This window comes from Hymenobacter perfusus (assembly GCF_003944765.1).
In the GTDB taxonomy this organism is placed as follows: domain Bacteria; phylum Bacteroidota; class Bacteroidia; order Cytophagales; family Hymenobacteraceae; genus Hymenobacter; species Hymenobacter perfusus.
Genome location: NZ_RWIU01000007.1, coordinates 165355 through 182609, shown reverse-complemented (window position 1 = coordinate 182609; position 17255 = coordinate 165355). Strand labels below are relative to the sequence as shown.

At 62.8% G+C, this 17255-nt stretch carries 7 protein-coding genes; all 7 read right to left on the bottom strand.

What is annotated here, in order from left to right:
- Window positions 1-34 precede the first annotated feature (34 nt).
- The 7 genes from EI293_RS18525 to EI293_RS18495 all read right to left on the bottom strand — a co-directional run bounded on the left by EI293_RS18525 (window position 35) and on the right by EI293_RS18495 (window position 17218).
- Window positions 35-1381: an SWIM zinc finger family protein gene (locus EI293_RS18525; protein ID WP_125440038.1), complete on the bottom strand. Its 1347-nt coding sequence runs from the start codon at window positions 1379-1381 to the stop codon at window positions 35-37.
- Between the two features lie 506 nt (window positions 1382-1887).
- A complete protein-coding gene (locus EI293_RS18520) occupies window positions 1888-5115 on the bottom strand; it encodes an efflux RND transporter permease subunit (protein ID WP_125440037.1) in 3228 nt (1075 codons plus the stop codon).
- Window positions 5116-5325: 210 nt separating this feature from the next.
- Window positions 5326-6471, bottom strand: coding sequence for an efflux RND transporter periplasmic adaptor subunit (locus EI293_RS18515; RefSeq protein WP_125440036.1), 1146 nt, complete (start codon window positions 6469-6471; stop codon window positions 5326-5328).
- 170 nt (window positions 6472-6641) lie between these two features.
- A complete protein-coding gene (locus EI293_RS18510) occupies window positions 6642-8000 on the bottom strand; it encodes a TolC family protein (protein WP_125440035.1) in 1359 nt (452 codons plus the stop codon).
- 439 nt (window positions 8001-8439) lie between these two features.
- Window positions 8440-10833, bottom strand: a complete 2394-nt coding sequence (gene pbpC / locus EI293_RS18505) for a penicillin-binding protein 1C (protein ID WP_125440034.1) — start codon at window positions 10831-10833, stop codon at window positions 8440-8442.
- Between the two features lie 141 nt (window positions 10834-10974).
- The gene (locus EI293_RS18500) at window positions 10975-11523 is read right to left on the bottom strand and encodes a transposase (protein ID WP_125440033.1); all 549 of its coding nucleotides are present in this window, start codon (window positions 11521-11523) and stop codon (window positions 10975-10977) included.
- A gap of 160 nt (window positions 11524-11683) precedes the next feature.
- Entirely contained in the window at window positions 11684-17218 is a 5535-nt protein-coding gene (locus tag EI293_RS18495; protein ID WP_125440032.1) for an alpha-2-macroglobulin family protein, read from the bottom strand.
- Between the last annotated feature and the right edge of the window lie 37 nt (window positions 17219-17255).

Here is a 17255-nt window from a genome sequence, read left to right as displayed (position 1 = left end):
CCACACCAGAAGAGAAGGGGGAAAGGGGGCGGGCTTACTTCAAGAAGCGCAGCTGGGCCGCCAGCACGTGCTTGCAGGGGCCGCGCTGGCCCTGGTGGCCGCTGTACCAGGGGCAGGTGCAGCGAGCCGGCTCGGGGCCGCCCACCAGCACGGTGTACCACACGCCGGTGCCGCGCACCCGCGCCTCAGTGCGGCCCTCGGCCCCGATGCTCACCAGCTGCACATCATCGGCGGCCGTGAGCAGGGCGCGGGCGTTTTTCAGGCGTGGGTTGAGGCTCAGGATGCGCTGGGTCTTGAAGGGCAGGCGGCGGTAGAAATACTGGTTTTCGAGCAGGTCGAAGCCCAGTAGGCCCATGGCCGAGAGGCTGGCGCAGAGGCGGTCCACGGTATCGGGGGCGAGGCCGTGCTCCAGGGCAAACAGGGTGGGGTTGAAGGTTTCGTTGCCCCGGAACAAAGCGTTGGCCCCGGCCACCCACTCGGCGGGCAGCTCGTCCACCAGGGCTTCCAGTTGGTTGCCCTCGCCCGAAAATCCGCGCCACGCATCCGCCGACAACGCCAGCACAAACTGCTGCCCGCCGCCCAGCTCCAGCACGAAGGCGGCCGCCTGCCCGTTGGGGGCGGCATACACGCGCAAAGCCTCACACAGCGGCAACAAACCTTCCAGCAGCCGCAGCCGGTGCACGCCGCCCACCCGCACCGCGCCGGGACTGGCTACGGCCGCGAAGCTGGGCCGGGGGCCGCGCAGCACCAGGAAAAAATCGGTGCGGGCGGTGCCGGCGGGCAGGCTCTGCACCAGCTGCACGGCCTGCAGGCGGGTGAGGCGCAGCTTTTCCTCCATCTGGGCCAGGTAGCCTTGCACGGTGGTCAGGCCCTTGATCCAGCGTTCCGGCAGCGCCACTTTGCGCTCAGTCACGCGCCCTGCGGCCCGCTCCAGCACCACTTCCTGCTCGCCCACCGACAGCAGCACCGGCTCGGTGCGCGAAATGCGGGCCAGGGCATTCACCATCGGCTCGTTGAAGTCGACGTTGGTGGTGCCGCTGCACAGAAACTCGCCGTCCAGCGCCTCGGGGCCCAAATCGAGGCGAGCGTACACGCCGTTGCACGACGAAAACGCCTCGAATCGCAGCTGTCCGGCCCCGGCCGTTACAATGGGGTCGCGCAGCACGGCGCTCTGGGGCACGAAGCGAGCGGCCACCACCTTGGCCAGGGTGCTCAGGCCCCGCGCCGCCAGCCACGAGTCGCGCAGGCGGCCCCGGAAAAAGCAGGCGGTTCCTGCCGTCTCGGCAGCATCCTCGGCAAAGGCCGATAACAGCAGGGCCTGGCCCTCAGGCCCTGTTTCCAGCACCGACGGCCGGGCATAGGCATAAGCAAAATCAGTCATAACATTGGCAGTTGATTACGATGCCAAGTAAGCGAATGATTTTGGCAAATACTAATTATGTTAGTATAAAATGAATGTCAATTCAGAGATGAATGACTAAATAATTTAGTTGTATACTATGTGTGGTGAAGCAGGCTGTAATGCCTTTAGAAACGCGTATTCGCGTCTTGTCATTGCTGAGGTTGTTTGTATGGACCGTTCGTAGTCATCCAATATTAAGATACGTGTATACACTGGATTTGCTAAATATGCTGGGGTTGCGTGGTGCCGGGTCGTTCAACGACGAGACGCGAATACGCGTTTCTACACCGGGCACGAAAAAGCCCCGACAGCGGGGGCTGTCGGGGCTTGGTAGGTAAGTTGCGGAACGGCTCCGGTCCGGCGGCTTTTTCAGCCGTCGGGCCGGTCGTTGTATGCTGATGTTGTTATGAGGTTGTCCAACCAGATTGTTCTTACTTCGACCGGTCCGACGGCTGAAAAAGCCGCCGGACCGGACCAGAAACAGATTACGCCGGTTGCGGCTGGGCCGAATGGTCGCCTTCGCCGGGGCCGGCTTCTTTGGGGCCGCCGTGCTCTTCGTCGGGTTTGTAGTTGGCTTCCAGCTCGGCCAGTTTCTCCTTGCCGTAGGCGAAGCGGGTGATGAGCACGTAGAGCACCGGCACGATGAAGATGGCCAGCAGCGTGGCCGAAATCATGCCGCCGAGCACCGTCCAGCCGATGGTCTGGCGGCTCTGGGCACCGGCACCGGAGGCGAATACCAGCGGCAGCACGCCCAGAATAAAGGCCAGGGAGGTCATGATGATGGGACGCAGACGCAGGCGCACGGCTTCCAGGGTAGCATCTACCAGCGGCATACCTTTATCCACCCGTTCCTTGGCAAACTCGATAATCAGAATGGCGTTTTTGGCCGACAAGCCGATCAGCGTAATCAGGCCAATCTGGGCGTAGACGTTGTTGGTGAGCTTGGGCAGGAAAATCAGGGCCAGAATAGCGCCGAACGCGCCCAGCGGCACGGCCAGCAGCACCGAAAACGGCACCGACCAGCTTTCATACAACGCTGCCAAAAACAGGAATACGAACGTGAGCGACAGGGCGAAGATGTACACCGTCTGCCCGCCAGCCAGCTGCTCCTCGCGGGTCAGGCCCGAAAACTCGAAGCCGTAGCCGGCCGGCAACGACTCGGCCGCCGTTTCCTGCAGGGCCTTGATGGCGTCGCCGGAGGAGTAGCCGGGGGCGGCGTTGCCGTTGATTTCGGCCGAGCGGAACAGGTTGTAGTGCGAGATGAGTGGGGCCGACTCGTTGCGCTTGTAGCTGGTGAGCGTGCTCAGGGGCACCATGCCGCCGCTGCTGTTGCGCACGTAGTATTGGCCCAGGTTGCTGATGTCACCGCGGTACATGCTGTCGGCCTGGGTTACGACGCGGAAGTTGCGGCCGTACACCGTGAAGTCGTTCACGTAGGCGGAGCCCAGGTAGGTGCGCAGCGCGGTACCGATATCGGAGATGGACACGCCCAGCTTCTTGGCTTTTTCGCGGTCAATGGTCAGCTCGTAGCCGGGGGTGTTGGCGGTAAAGAACGAGAAGGCGCCGGTGATTTCGGGCCGCTTGCGCAGGGCGTTCAGGAAATTTTGCAGCTGGGCATCGAAGTTCTTGATGTCGCCGCCCGCCTCGCGCTCCTGGAGCACAAACGAGAAGCCGCCGGTATTGCCCAGACCCGGAATGGCCGGCGGCGAAATCACCACCACGTTGGCTTCCTTGAAGCGGCTCATGCGCTTCTGGATGTTGGCAATCAGGCCCTGCAGCTGCAGCTCCTTGTCCTCGCGCTCTTCCCAGGGCTGTAGCTGGCAGAACACGGTGCCGCTGTTCGATTTCGAGGAGAAGTTGACGGCGTTCAGGCCGCCCAGACCGGCGTAATGCCGGATGCCTTTCACCTCGCTCAGCTCCTTCATAATGCCCTTGAGGGTGCTCACGGTGCGCTCGGTGGAGGCGGCTTCGGGCAGGTTAAAGGTGATGATGATGCGGCCTTCGTCCTCGGTAGGGATGAAGCCGCCGGGCTTCTTGGCGAACAGCAACCCGGTGCCCGCAATGATGCAGACCAGAATCACGACCACGAAGCGGCTGTGCTTGATGCCGCGCTGCACGCCCGCGCCGTACTTGCCGGTCACCTTATCAAACCAGGTGTTGAACTTGTAGAAGAACTTGTCGAGGCCTTTCGAATTCTCGTCGCGCTTGTGGGGCTTGAGCAGCAGCACGCACAACGCCGGCGTGAGCGACAGGGCCACGAAAGCCGATATAATCACCGAAATGGCAATGGTGATGGCGAACTGCTGGTACAGCCGCCCGGTGATGCCCGGGATGAAGCCTACCGGCACGAATACCGCCGCCAGAATCAGGGCAATGGCAATAACCGGGGCCGAAATTTCGCGCATGGCGGCCAGCGTGGCCTCCAGCGGATTCATGCCCCGCTCGTTCATGTTGTGCTCCACGGCTTCCACCACCACAATGGCGTCATCGACCACAATACCGATGGCCAGCACGAAGCCGAACATGGTGAGCGTGTTGATGGTGAAGCCCAGCGGGATAAACATGATGAACGTGCCGATGATAGACACCGGAATGGCCAGCACCGGAATGAGCGTGGAGCGCCAGCTCTGCAGGAACAGAAACACCACAATAATTACCAGCACCAGGGCTTCCACCAGCGTGTGCAGCACTTCCTCGATGGATACTTTCACCACCGAGGCAGCCTCAAACGGCACCACGTAGTCGAGGTCTGTAGGGAACTGCTTTTTGAGCTGATCCATGGTCGCCACCACGTTTTCGTAGGTTTCGAGGGCGTTGGCGCCGGGGGCCTGGTACACGAGCAGGTAGGCCGAGCGTTTGCCGTCCACGTAGGAGTTGTTGGCGTAGTTGAACTTGCCCAGCTCCAGCCGTGCCACATCCTTGAGGTACACCACCGAGCCGTCGGCGGGCCGGGTTTTCACGATGACGTTGCCGAACTCCTCGGTGTTGGTCAGGCGGCCCTTCACGAACACGATGTACTCAAACGTCTGGCCGGTTTGGGCCGGGGGTGCGCCGATGGAGCCGGCCGCAATCTGGGCGTTCTGCTCCTGAATGGCGGCCGTGACTTCCTGGGCCGTCACGCCGAGCTGGCTGAGCTTATCGGGCTTGAGCCACACGCGCATCGAGAAGTCATCGGCGCGGCTCACGATGTCGCCTACGCCCTTGGTGCGCAACAGCGCGTCCTTCACGAACACGTTGGCGTAGTTGTCGAGGAAGGTGGTGTTGTGGGTGCCTTTGGGCGCGTACATGGCCACCAGCATCAGAATGCTGGGGTTCCGCTTGCGCACCACCAGGCCCAGACGCTGCACTTCCTGCGGCAGGGTCGGCTGGGCAATACCCACGCGGTTCTGCACGTCGAGGGCGGCAATGTTGATGTCGGTGCCCACTTCGAAGTTCACCGTCATGCTCATCTGCCCGTTGCTGGTGCTGTTGCTTTGCAGGTAGGTCATGCCGGGCGTGCCGTTTACCTGCACTTCCACGGGCGTGGCCACGGTCTGCTCCACGGTCTGCGCATCGGCGCCGGTGTAGGTGCCGCTGACCGATACGGTGGGCGGCGTAATCTCCGGATACTGCCCCACGGGCAGGTTCAGGATGGCCAGCACGCCCACCAGCACAATCACCAAAGAGGTGACAATGGCCGTAACGGGACGCCGGATAAAGGTTTCTGCAATCATGTTGTGGTGCTTAGTGCGTGGTGCCTAGTGCTCAGCAGCGCGTTAGGCGGTCATGCTGAGCTTGCCGAAGCATCTCTACCTCTGGCTAATTAATGATGGAGCAGCAGCTCCGTAGTCTAGGGTTTAACCCCTGGACTATTGAATTGTCCGAACGAAGCGGTAGAGATGCTTCGACAAGCGGACGCCAGATGAAGCATGACGTTCTGCTGCTTACTTGGCGGCAGCGGCAGGGGCGCCGGCGCCGGCCGTAGCGGGGGCGCCGGTGGTAATCTGGCCGCCGTCGCGCAGGCGGTTAAGGCCTTCGGTAACTACTTTGTCGCCGTCCTTGATGCCGTTCATTATCACGATTTGGTCGCGGAGGCGGGGGCCGAGCTGCACTTTGCGCTGCACGGCTTTGCTGCTGTCGCCGGCAATGAACACGAAGTTCTCGCCCATCTGCTCCACAATGGCCTTAAACGGCACCACCAGCCGGCGGCCCGACTGTCGGTTGAGCACATTGAGCACGGTGCTCATGCCATCCTTCAGGTCCCGCTGGGGGTTGGGGAACTGCACCCGAATCTGGACGGTGGCCGTCTGCTGGTCCACGCCCCGGTCAATGGCCAGCATCTTGCCGGGCTGCGGGTAGCGCGTGCCATCGGGCAGCACCATGCGGAAGGTAGAATCCCGGCCGCCCTGGCGCTGTAAATCGGCGAAGCGACTCAGGTCAGAATCCGGAATCACGAAGTCCACGCCCATTGGGTCCTCGCCGCTGATGGTGTTGAGCAGCGTGGTGCCGGGGCTCACCTGCGCCCCCAGCCGCACCTGCGAAATGCCAATGCGGCCCGTAAAAGGCGCGTTAATTACGGAGTAGTCGAGGTCGGTGCGGGCCAGGGCTACGTTGGCCTGGGCCTCGGCCACCTGGGCCTGGGCGGTGGCGTAGCTGGTGGCGGCGTTGTCCACAATCTGCTTGGCAATGGCGTCCTGCTGGGCCAGGCGCTGGTACCGGCTCAGGTTCACCTGGGCGTTCTGCACCACGGCCTGGGCGCTGCGGAGGCCGGCCAAAGCCTGCTGGTAGGCGGCCTGGTACTTGCGGCGGTCAATCTCATACAGCGGCTTGCCCTTCTGCACCAGGTCGCCATCCTTGAAGTAGATCTGAGTGATAAACCCGGCCACCTGACTGCGCAGCTCCACGTTGTTGAGGGCTACCACGGTGGCTGGGTACTCATCGTAGTACACCGCGTCGGTGGTGCGGGCGGCTACCAGGGTCACGGGCGTGGCCGGCGGCGGACCGGCGGCTTTTTCGTCTTCTTTCTTGCCGCAGCTGGCCAACGCCAGCAGGCTGGCGGCGAAGGAAAAGCGGAGGAGGGTATGTTTCATATGAAAAGCAGGAGCAGCGGAAGGGGCAGTCTGGGGAGGTGTAGAGACGCAATATTTTGCGTCTCGGCATTGCTGATGTTGTTACGTCAATCGTCTGAGAGTACCGTTCAATGACGAAACGCAAAATATTGCGTCTCTACCTCGTTCAACCGGCGTGGTTCCAACGAGGCCTAGTACTCCGTCGGCAGCTCGCCGAGGGCGCGGAGCAGGTCTACTTTGCTGCTCAGGAGCTGGAACAGGGCCGTGTAGTAGTTGAGCTGGGAGGTGCGCAGGGTGGTTTGGGCCACAATAAGGTCGATGTAGGCGCGGATGCCTTCCCGGTATTGCAGATTGATGACGTTGTACACTTCCTTGGAGGCTTCCAGGTTGCGCTTGCCCAGCATGTACTGCGTGTAGTAGCCCTTGTAGTTGGCCAGCGCCGTGGCGTACTCGGTGTTGATCTGGTTGCGAACATTGCTCACGTCCTCGTCCAGGCGGGTGTTTTCGAGGCGGGCGCGGCGCAGATTCTGGGTGCGCCGGAAGCCGGTAAACAGCGGCAGCCCGAGCTGCAGGCCGGCGTAGGAGTTCGGGAAGCGCGTGCGGTACAGCTCGCTGGCCGAGTTGTTCTGGAACACCGAGTTGTAGTTGCCAAACGCCGACAACGACGGCAGAAAGCCCAGCCGGTAGTAATCCACCGTGATATCCTGCAACGACTTCTGAGTCTGGAGCTGCTGAATTTCGATGCGGTTGCTGATGTTCAGGGCCACGGCCGTGTCCATGGTGGCGGCCAGCTCCAGCTTCAGCGTGTCGTATTGTAGGGCCAGGGGGCGCTCGGGTGGCAGGCCCATCAGTTGCTTGAGGTAAGCCAGGCGCGCCTTGATGGCTTCTTGGGCCTGCTTGCGGCCGGTAAGGGAGTTGTTAAGTGAAATTTCGGCCTGCAGGTACTCCGTTTTGTCGGCAATGCCGGTTTCGTAGCGGGCCCGGGCGTCGCGGTAGTTGCGCTGGAGGCGGGCAATATCCTGACTGAACACCTCCAGCTGGCGCTGGGCCAGCAGCACGTCGTAGAAGCCCTTACTCACGTCCGAGACGGTGGCAATCTTCACGTTTACCGTGTTCTGGGTGGCGGCCTGGTTATTGAACCGCTTGCTGCGGGCGGCCAGGTACACGTCGTTGTTATAAATAGTCTGCGTGCCGCTCAGGCCCACGGTGGTCACGTTGCGCACCCCAATCTGGCGGGGCGTGAGCGTGCCGGTAGCGGGGTCGGGGAAGATGGTGAACGGCAGTTGGAAATAATGCTGCGCCGTGCCCTGCACGCCCACCTGCGGCAGCCAGGCCGCCAGGGCCACCTGGTTGTTGGCCTGCGCAATTTCCTGGTCGATGCGCGCCTGCCGCACTACCGGCTGGTTGGCCAAAGCCACATTCAGGCACTGATCGAGGGTGAAAACCTGATTGGCAGGCAGGGAAGGAGGGGCCGACTGGGCAAGCGCCGCGCTGGGCGCCAGCCACAGAAAGCCAAGCAGAAGCCGGAGCGCCTGGTGTACGTGTTTCATACGAAAGGAAAAGCAGTTACTCCGATACGTAACTGGACGGTTCAGGGCTGAATAACCCACTAGAAGCGGCAGGGCGGATGCCCCGATGGACACCGGCAGCCGGGGGGAGGCTGCACGAAAGAGAGAGGTAGAAGCCGGTGGGCGAGCCGAAGAGCGTGGGCGCGCGTTTCGGGTAGTTGCAAGGCGGAAGCTGGTTAAACCTGCCGCCCGCTGAAAGGTTTTGCGGAGTTTGTGCGGATGCTGTACGTGCGATTCAAGTTCGGGTAAACAGTTGCTCCGGTCCGGCGGCTTTTTTCAGCCGTCGAGCCGGTCGCCGGTCGGGCGTCCCGGCGGATATAACCTGCCGGCTCAACGGCAGCACGGGAAGACCGGACTGTCGGCTTCAACAGCCGCCAGTCCGGCGGCCGGCGCGGGGACGCGAACTGCAAAGTTCGTGCTACTACTCCAGCTCCGTGACGGTTACCAGCACATCGGTGTTGCGGCCGTGGTCGTCGGCGCAGGAGATTTTAAGCGGGCCGGGTTGGGGCCGGAAAAACACCCGCTCGGTGGCTTTGGCGGTGCGCAGAAACTGGTCGTTCACGTACCAATGTACCTGGCGCACCTCGCCATCGGTGGCGCAGCTGAGCAACAGCTGCTGCTGCTCGTGGTGGTTTAGCACGTACTCGGTGTTGGCGGTGGGCGAGGTGATGGTGGGAGCCAGCTCCCGGCCGCCGCGCACCTGCTGGCACTGCGGGTTGTGGGGCGGCAGGCGGCGGTACGGAATGCCCTGGGCTTCCTTATAGGCTGCCACTTCAGGCAACAGGTTCGGGTACAGCGCACGCCGGTATCCGGCCGCCGGCGCACAGGCCCGGCAATAGGTAAAGCTGCCATCTTCCGACACCAGTACCTCGCGCTGATGCTGGCACCGTTGCCCGTTGCTCACGTTGGGCAGGAAGTAGTCGATAAGCTGATTGGGGCAGTTTTCGCCGGGCACGAGGCCGCTTTCGGCGCACACCAGCCGGAAATCCAGCGCGGCCGGAGGGGCATACCAGTCGTTGGGCGAGTTGTAAGCCAGGGCGTTGAACAGGTCGAACAGCAACGGCGTAGCCACGTCCGCCCCCGTCAGGGCCGGGCTGCCCTGCCCGCTGAAGTTGCCCAGCCACACGCCGATAGTGTACTCCCGGTTGTAGCCGATGCTCCAAGCGTCGCGGCGGCCGTAGCTGGTGCCGGTTTTCCAGGCCACTTTGGGCAGGCGCATGCTGCTGGCCGCCCCCAGCGGGAGGTCAGGCCGGGTGAGCTGTGCGAGGATGTCGGTGGTGAGGAAAGCGGCGGCAGGGGAGATGAGCTGAGTGCCGGCCTGCCGGGGTACCCCGCCCTCCCCGCCGAAAAAGGAGAGGGGGGAGGCATGCGACTTTTTAGAGCTAGAGCCCCTCTCCTTTTCGGAGAGGGGTTGGGGTGAGGCGACTAAAGCTAGTTCTCTATAGTTTCCCTCAGCCGCCAGCGTCACGTACAGGTTCGTCAGCTCCTCCAGACTGGCCCCGCAGCCGCCCAGAATGCTGCTGAGGCCCAGCTGGGCGCGGTTGCGCGTTACACTGCGGAAGCCGGCTTGGCGGAGCTTGTCGGTGAAGGCGGGCACTCCCAGCTGGTTGAGCACGCGCACAGCCGGGATGTTGAGCGAGTAGGCCAGGGCGCGCTCCAGCGTTACTTCGCCGTTGCAGTGCTTGTCGAAGTTCTCGGGGCGGTAGCCCTGGAAGTTGGTGGGCACGTCGGGCAGCAGCTGCTTGGGCGTGACGAGGCCCCGGTCCATGGCCAGCGCGTACAGAAACGGCTTGAGCGTGCTGCCTGGGGAGCGAACGGCCACCACCCCGTCGTTCTGCCCCTGGCTGGCGAAGTCGCGGAAATCCGCTGAGCCCACGTAGGCTTCCACCTGCCGGGTGCGGTTGTTGATGACCAGCACGGCCGCCTGCGTGATGCCCAGCTCGCGCAGGCGGCGCACGTAGTTGCGGGTGAGGTCTTCGGCCTTGCTTTGTTTGGCGCGCTGGAGGCTGCTGCGAATGATGGCCTGCCGTGGAAACTGCCGTACCAGCCGCCGCGCCAGGTGCGGGGCCAGGGTGGGCGCGGCGTGGCGCTGCACGTCCAACGGTTCCAGCAAAGCATCCTCCACATCTTGCTTCGGGAACAGCCCCGCCGCCCCAAAGCGCCGCAGCCACCGGTTCCGCTCCCGCAGCACGGCCGCGTTGTTCTTGCCCAGCACCAGCCCCCGCGGGCGGTTCGGGATAATGGCCAGCGTCACGGTCTGGGCCAAAGAGAGGTAGTCGGGCGTCTGCTGGAAGTAGAGCAGCGCGGCCGATTTCACGCCTTCCACGTTGCCGCCGTAAGGCACCAGGTTCAGGTACAACTGCAGAATCTCGTCTTTGCTATAGTGGGCTTCCAGCTGCACGGCCCGGGCCATTTCCAGCAGCTTGTTCGGGAAGGTGCGCTCCTTGGGCTCCAGCAGCCGGGCCACCTGCATGGTGATGGTGCTGGCTCCGGTGGTGTGCCCCGTGCCGAACAGGTTGCGCCCAGCCGCCTGCACCAGCGCCAGTGGGTTCACCCCAAGATGCCACCGAAACCACCGGTCTTCCTTCTCAATAATGGCCGCCCGCAGCACCGGCGTAATCTCGCGCAGCTCTGTTTTCATCCGCCACTTCTGGGTGGGGTTGAGGTATGCGTGCAGCACCGAGCCATCCTGGGCCAGCACGATGGGCGAGTACAGAGGCGCAGGCGGCACCGGAAACGCCCGATCCAGCCCCAGAAGCAGCAGCAGCAACAGGCCGAAGCCCGCCAGGATACGGTAAATGGGGCGGCGTTTCATTGGATGTAGAGACGCAATATTTTGCGTCTCGTCGTTGCTGATGTTGTTATAGATGGTTTGTTTTTTGATGTCCAGTGTCTGAAATCGGGCGGTTCGATGTCGTTCAACGACGAGACGCAAGATATTGCGTCTCTACATCCTTTATCGGAACAAACCGTCTGCTTTGTCGTGGTCAGCTGACCATTGGGACGGATTATTGCGAATGTATTCCCGTGCTTTTTGTAACTCTACTTCGTTGCGGATTACTCGGTCAAAGTACCCCTGCTGCCACATGAATTCCACGCCAGTCCGCGTCGCCCGGGCCTTCACGCCCACTTTGAAGCCGCGCACGACAGCCGCCAGATTCTGGCTTTGTGGGCCGAACGTGGCAGGGACTTCAGTATTTGTATCCGGTTTGTGGAAGAATATGATGCCGTGTACATGGTTGGGCATCACCACAAAGGCGTCCGGTACCGCAAAAGCAAAGTGGTCCGGTATTTCCTGCCAACATGCCAAGGCCCGCTCTGCCAGAGGCGTGAGAGCCAATACTGCTTCTGCCCCAACGGCTTGTCCGGCTTGTATTTCCCCAAAATACCGGCGTCGGCTCTGCGTGCAGATAGTGATGAAATACGCACCGTTCTGGCTGTAGTCGTATCCTTGCCAGCGGGTTGAAGCAATACGGTATTTATCCTGATAAAGCCCGGAGTCCATAGGTGAAGTATAGAGCAACTGAAACGGTGTAGAGACGCAATATTTTGCGTCTCGTCGTTGAACGATGCGGTGACACGTGGTTGAACGGCCCAGTGACGCGCTACCCAAACAACATCAGCAACGACGAGACACAAAACATTGCGTCTCTACACCGTTCTGTTTACTGCACCCGCACCACGCCGGCTCCATTATAGCTGTGGTACTCGGCGTTGTACATAGCGTCGGCACTCACGGGGCCGAGCTTGAAGGTGCCTTTCGAGACGGCGCGGCATAGGTAGTAGAACGATTTGGGCTGGGGCGTGACAGTGGTGAACAGGTTGATCCGGTCGTCGCGTACGTCGAGGTAGTCGGGTTGGGCGGCGTCTTTGGCCCAGGTTAGGTCACGCACGGCCCCGATGCGCGGGTTTTCGATTTCCAGGCCGGCGGGGAGCAGGTCGGTGATGGCCACGTTCTTGACTTCACCGGCCGACTCAGCCGACTGAATGGTGATTTTCACCACTACTAAATCGTTCTGGCGGAAGCTAGTGCTGCCCACGGGGGCGCCGTTGCGGTCCAAGAACTGGCGGCGCACCTGCAGGTAGGCGTCTTCCTCGCGGATCTGGCCGGTGGGTGAGATGCCCTCGGTTTCCCAGAAGTAGTAGAGGCTGCCTTTGCCACTGGTGCGCAGGGCCAGCTGGCGGTTGGCCACGTTGCTTACCGTGAGGTCCTTGCCTGAGAAGTTACCGATGGTCTTGCCGTCGGCTAGCAGACTGGCCGTGACGGTGCTACCGGCATTCTTCTTGGCCAGCTTGCCCAACGCCAGCAGCGCGAAGGCGCGTTCCTGGGTGCTGAGCCAGCCGGCCTGTTTCACCTGGCGGCTGAGCTGGCGGGCCAGCACGTTCACTTGGGCATTGGCCGGGTCGGCGGCGAGCAGAGCATTGAGCACTAAGGCCTCGTCGCGGATGGGGGAGGAGAAGGCGTCGCCGAGCTGACGGCCGGCTATGGACTGCACCCCGAAGCGGGTGGGCAGGGCGTCGCGGTAGCTGCGCTGGTTGCCGCTCAGGGCGAAGGCCGCCGCCAGCAGGTAGCGGGAGTCTTCGGGCAGTAGCTTGCGGTTGGCTTTGTAGTAGTTCAGGCCCACGGCATCGGGGCGGCCGGCCACAGCCAGCACGTAGAGCGAGTAGGCAATTTCCTTCTTGGCCAGCGTCACGGGCTGAATCACGCCGCCGGTCTGGATGATGTTGTAGGTGTCGGTTTCGCGCTTGCGGACGCGGGCCTGCAGGTAGCGGAGTACCCGGTCGAGCACGTTCTTATTCACGTCGAAGCCGGCTTGCTGGGCTTCCAGCAGGAAGTGGGCGGCGTAGGCGGTGGCCCACCAGTTGTCGTAGTCGCCGCCGGGCCAGTAGCTGAGGCTGCCGTTGTACATCTGCTGGGCTTCCACCTTGCGGATGGCTTCTTGCACATGGTAGTTGGGGTTGAACAGGCCGGCTTTGCCCGTTTTGCCGGTTTTCTGGCCCAGGGTGGCGGCCAGGTCGCCGTAGTACAGCTGCGGGAAGGCGGCCGACACGGTTTGCTCCAGGCAGCCGTAGGGGTATTGCAGCAGGTAGCGCAGGTCCTTGGCAAACTCCGTCATCGGCGAGCGGCTCACCACCAGCTGGCTGCGCAGGGAGGAAGGCAGGAAGTCGGTGCGCAGGTTTAGCTGCTGGGCCGCGCCGCCCGCCACCACGCCCGCCCCCGTGCGCTTCTGCAGCGGCGAAGCGGGGCGGATAGGCAGTTCGATGGTTTCGGTGAAGGTTTCGTTTGTTTTTGAATTCTTAACTGTAATTGCAACGCTACCAGTGCCAATAGATGGCTTGGCATTGACCCGGAAGCTAATGCGTTTCTCTGTGTTAGGAGGAAGCTTAACAGCATATCCAGCAGGTTCTACCTTGTCTGGTAAAGAGCCATCTTGAATTAAGGGTTCGGCTGATGCAAGAGGGCCAGTGAGCTGTTTCTTGACCATAACCCACATTTCCTTACCCGTCGTATTCGTCAGCGTCACCGGCACGTCAATCGTGTCGCCGGGGCTGAGGAAGCGGGGGAGGGCCGTTGAAATAACTACCGGGTCGGCCACGCGCATGGTGTGCTCGGCTGAGCCGAAGGCGTCGCCTTTGTAGGCCACGGCCATGATGCGGATGGCCCCGCTGAACTGCGGGATTTGCAACTTGTAGCGCACTTTGCCGCTGGCGTCGGCGGTGAGCACGCCGCTCCATTTGGCGAGCAGGCGCACGCGGCGGTTGGGCACGGGCGTGGTGCGGCGCGAGAGGTCGTAGCCGTCGCCGCCGGTGCTGCTGGTGCCCAGCTCGGGCAGCAGGAAGGGGTACACGTCGTAGGCCTGCACTTCCAGAGCGCGCTTCTGGTAGAAGTAGCCATAGGGGTCAGGCGTGCGGTAATCCTTCATCTGCAGAATACCCTCGTCCACCATGGCCAGCGTCACCTGCGCGCCGGGGGCGGTGGTCACTTCAATGGTCTGGGCAGTCTGGGAGCGGCTTCGGGCGGGGGCTTTAATGGCGACTTGCAGACGCGCGCCGGGCTTCTCCACCGTCAGCGGCACAAAGCCCCGGGCCACCGTGAGCGGCAGGCGGTTGTCCTTTATTTCGCGGATGGCGGTGGCCGTCACGTAGATGTTCGGCACGTGGTTGCCGCGAATCGGCACGTCTACCTTGGCCGATTTCTCGTCGGTGGTCACGTAGAAATGGTCGAGCACCCGGTCCCGCTCCACGGTCACGAGCACGCGGCCGGGGAAGGGCGTTTTCAGCAGCAGGTGGGCCACGTCGCCGGGCTCGTATTTGGGCTTGTCGGCCTCAATGGTCACCTCGCCCTCGTTGTTTACCTCGAAGGAGTTGCTCTGGGTGTCGCCGTAGCCGTAGGCGTACACGCGCCGGGCCACGTAGGTCACGGCCCCGGGCCGCGAAATCCGGATTTCATACTCGCCGGAATACGTAGGCGAGAAGCCCAGATTGGCGTCGGAAGTGCTGCCCCCGTACACCGGAATAGTGCGGCTGAGCACCACTTCCTCGCGCTTTTGCGAGTTGTACACGTAACGGCCACCCTGGCGCTCAATGACAGTTTCCCAAAGCATCCGCACAACGGACACCTGCGCCTGGGCCTGCGTGGGCTTGCCGGCCGGCGTGAGGGCCACCAATTGCACCGCTAGCGGCTTGCCGGTGCTCACCAAATCATCGGGGCTTTTGATGCCGAACAGCACCGGCTGGGTCTGCACCTCAAACGTAGCTAGGCGGTTCACGGGGCGGCCGGTTTCGTCGAATACCGTGGTGAAGGCCGCGCCTTCCAGCGTGCCGAGGTCGGTGTAATCGGGGACTTCGTAGATGGCGGTGCCGCGGCCGGCGGCGTCGGTGGTGCCTTCGCGGGTGGTTTTCTCGAAACGGTCGGAAATAGGCGTCGATTCTAGGTCGCCGTAGTTGCCGCGCCGCCGCTCGCCGCTGTTGATGGCGAAGGTGAACTGCTCGTAGCCTTTGGGCTGGAACGCTTTTTCCTTCAGCGAAAACTCGACTTCGAACTTGCGGTCAGCAGCCGGCGGGCCAAACAGGTTCTGGGCCGTAATCAGGGCCGAAACCGACTGCCCGGGCTTCACCACGGCGCGGCTGGCTTTCACCGTCACCTTCATGCGGTCCGGAATAAATTCCTCCACCGACAGCTGGCGCGAGGTCAGCAGCACGTCGTTGCCGGTCAGCACTTCCAGGGTGTAGAGGCCGGTCATCACGGCCGGGGGCAGGATGAAGCGGGCCTCGAAGGAGCCAGCTGCGTTCAGGGTTTTCTGCAGGCTGGCGTACTCCTTGCCGGTGGGCAGCAGCAGCAGGATTTTCACCGGCAAGCCTTTCGGTGGCGACTGCCAGTCCTCGGTGCGCAGTACGGTGTTGGTCTGGATGGTGTCGCCGGGGCGGTACAGGTCCCGGTCGCCGTAGAGGAAGGCCTGGTAGCGGGCGGCGTTGGTTTGCAGGCCGCCCACCTCGAAGCGGGAGGTTTCCACGCGGCTGCGGCTCAGGTCGAGGAAGGTGAAGTCGTTGCCCTGCTGGGCCATCACCATGCCCAGCCGGAAGCGGCCATTGGCAGCCGTGCTGTCGAAGCGGGCCACGCCGTCGCCGTTGGAAATGCCGGTGCCCATCACCTGGTTGTTGGTGCTGATGTAGCGCAGCTCCACGCCGGAAAGCGGCTTGGCGTTGCGGATGGAGTTGGCAAACACCAGCGTGCTGCCGGCCTTGCCCTGCTTCACAATCAGCCCGATATCCGACACGGCCACCAGCTTGCTCACCTGCAGCCACTGCCGCTCGGTGTCCTGCACTTTGATGATGTAAAGTCCTTTCAGCCCGCCCGAAAACTCCAGGTCCTTCAGGTTCAGGTTCAGGAGCCGCAGCCCCTGCGCCTTCGGCAGCCCCGACACGGTGTAAGTGCGCTCGGTGAGGACGTTGCCCAGGTTCTCCACGTCGTAGTACTGGAAGGAGCGGTCCACGTACTCGCCGCCGTCGCCTTCTTCCTCGTTGCCTTCCTCGCCGTCGTACTCGGGGTAGCCGTATTGGGTGCCGCCGCGCAGCAGCTGCTGGATGTTGTTGGCATACACCTTGGCAATGGTCACCTTCACCTGGTTTACCTCGTTTATGCGCACGCCCAGGTTGCGCGAGCCCAGCGCATCGAGGTACATGGCCTTATCGGCGCTGCCGAAGCTGATGGTAGGCCGCTCGTCGGAGAAGCTCACCGACTGCGTCACGCCCTCCCCGAGCATCCCGCCCAGCGCCCCGCGCAGGCCCTGGTTCACGCCAATCTGGTAGGTGCGGCCCACCTCGAAGCCGCCTTTCAGCCGCACGCCGTTTTCCACTTCCTCCACCTCGTAGGCCACCTGCGGCGACACGCTGAGGTAGCTCTGCAAATCGGTGGCCGTCACGGGCTGGTTGGTGGTGATGTGCACCACCGGGTCGGCGTTTTTCAGCGAGCCTTCGATGGTGGTTACCTGCAGGGCCTCGGGGTCGGGCACCGTTACCTGGGTCTCGTAGTCGGCGGTGCTGGGCTGGTCGCTGCCCACGGCGTGTAGGCCCTGGGCCAGCGCCACCGTGAGCGGGGAGCCGGGGCGCACCTGCTGGTTAAGGCTGACGCGCACCACCTCGCCCGGCTCGCCGCTGACCTCGAAGGCCACGGGCTGGCCGTCTTGGGTCACGCGCAGCAGCGGCTTCACGTCGGCGGGCTTTACGGCGTAGTTGAAGGGCAGCTCCACGCGCATCTCGGCGGTGCCGGCGGCCCGACTGGAGCGGCCCCAGAACGCCTGTGGCTCCTGCAGCTCCAGGTAGGGCGTGTGGAATTTCCGGCGGTTTTCGGGCAGCTCGGCGTTGCGCCGGGCTTCCGGCAGTGCCTCCTTGCGCAGCGTGGCCTTGAAGGCAGTGCTGGGCTTGAAGGGCGTGCTGGGCGAAAATACCAGCTCCCGGTCCGAGTTCCACTTGAACTTGCCGCGCACGGCCGGCTCGAAGCTGACCACCTGCACCGTATCCCAGCGGTCCTGTAGCTCAGGCGTCACCACGGCATCGGCAAACTGAAACACGAGGTTCTGGTACGGATCAATTTCCTCGCCGTTGGGGTCCTGGCCGGCATCGGAACCAGACTTGGAGCAGGCGCACAGCACCGCCAGCAACACCAGCAGCGGCAGGCGGGAAAAGGAGCGAAACAGCATGGAAGGGGGAGGAGTTAGGAAAGACGCCGGAAGGTAT

Bases quoted from the DNA above. Each gene is read 5' to 3' on its own strand.
- pbpC (WP_125440034.1), bottom strand. From the start codon at position 10,833: ATGAAACGCCGCCCCATTTACCGTATCCTGGCGGGCTTCGGCCTGTTG.
- EI293_RS18495 (WP_125440032.1), bottom strand. From the start codon at position 17,218: ATGCTGTTTCGCTCCTTTTCCCGCCTGCCGCTGCTGGTGTTGCTGGCG.
- EI293_RS18500 (WP_125440033.1), bottom strand. From the start codon at position 11,523: ATGGACTCCGGGCTTTATCAGGATAAATACCGTATTGCTTCAACCCGC.
- EI293_RS18510 (WP_125440035.1), bottom strand. From the start codon at position 8,000: ATGAAACACGTACACCAGGCGCTCCGGCTTCTGCTTGGCTTTCTGTGG.
- EI293_RS18520 (WP_125440037.1), bottom strand. From the start codon at position 5,115: ATGATTGCAGAAACCTTTATCCGGCGTCCCGTTACGGCCATTGTCACC.
- EI293_RS18515 (WP_125440036.1), bottom strand. From the start codon at position 6,471: ATGAAACATACCCTCCTCCGCTTTTCCTTCGCCGCCAGCCTGCTGGCG.
- EI293_RS18525 (WP_125440038.1), bottom strand. From the start codon at position 1,381: ATGACTGATTTTGCTTATGCCTATGCCCGGCCGTCGGTGCTGGAAACA.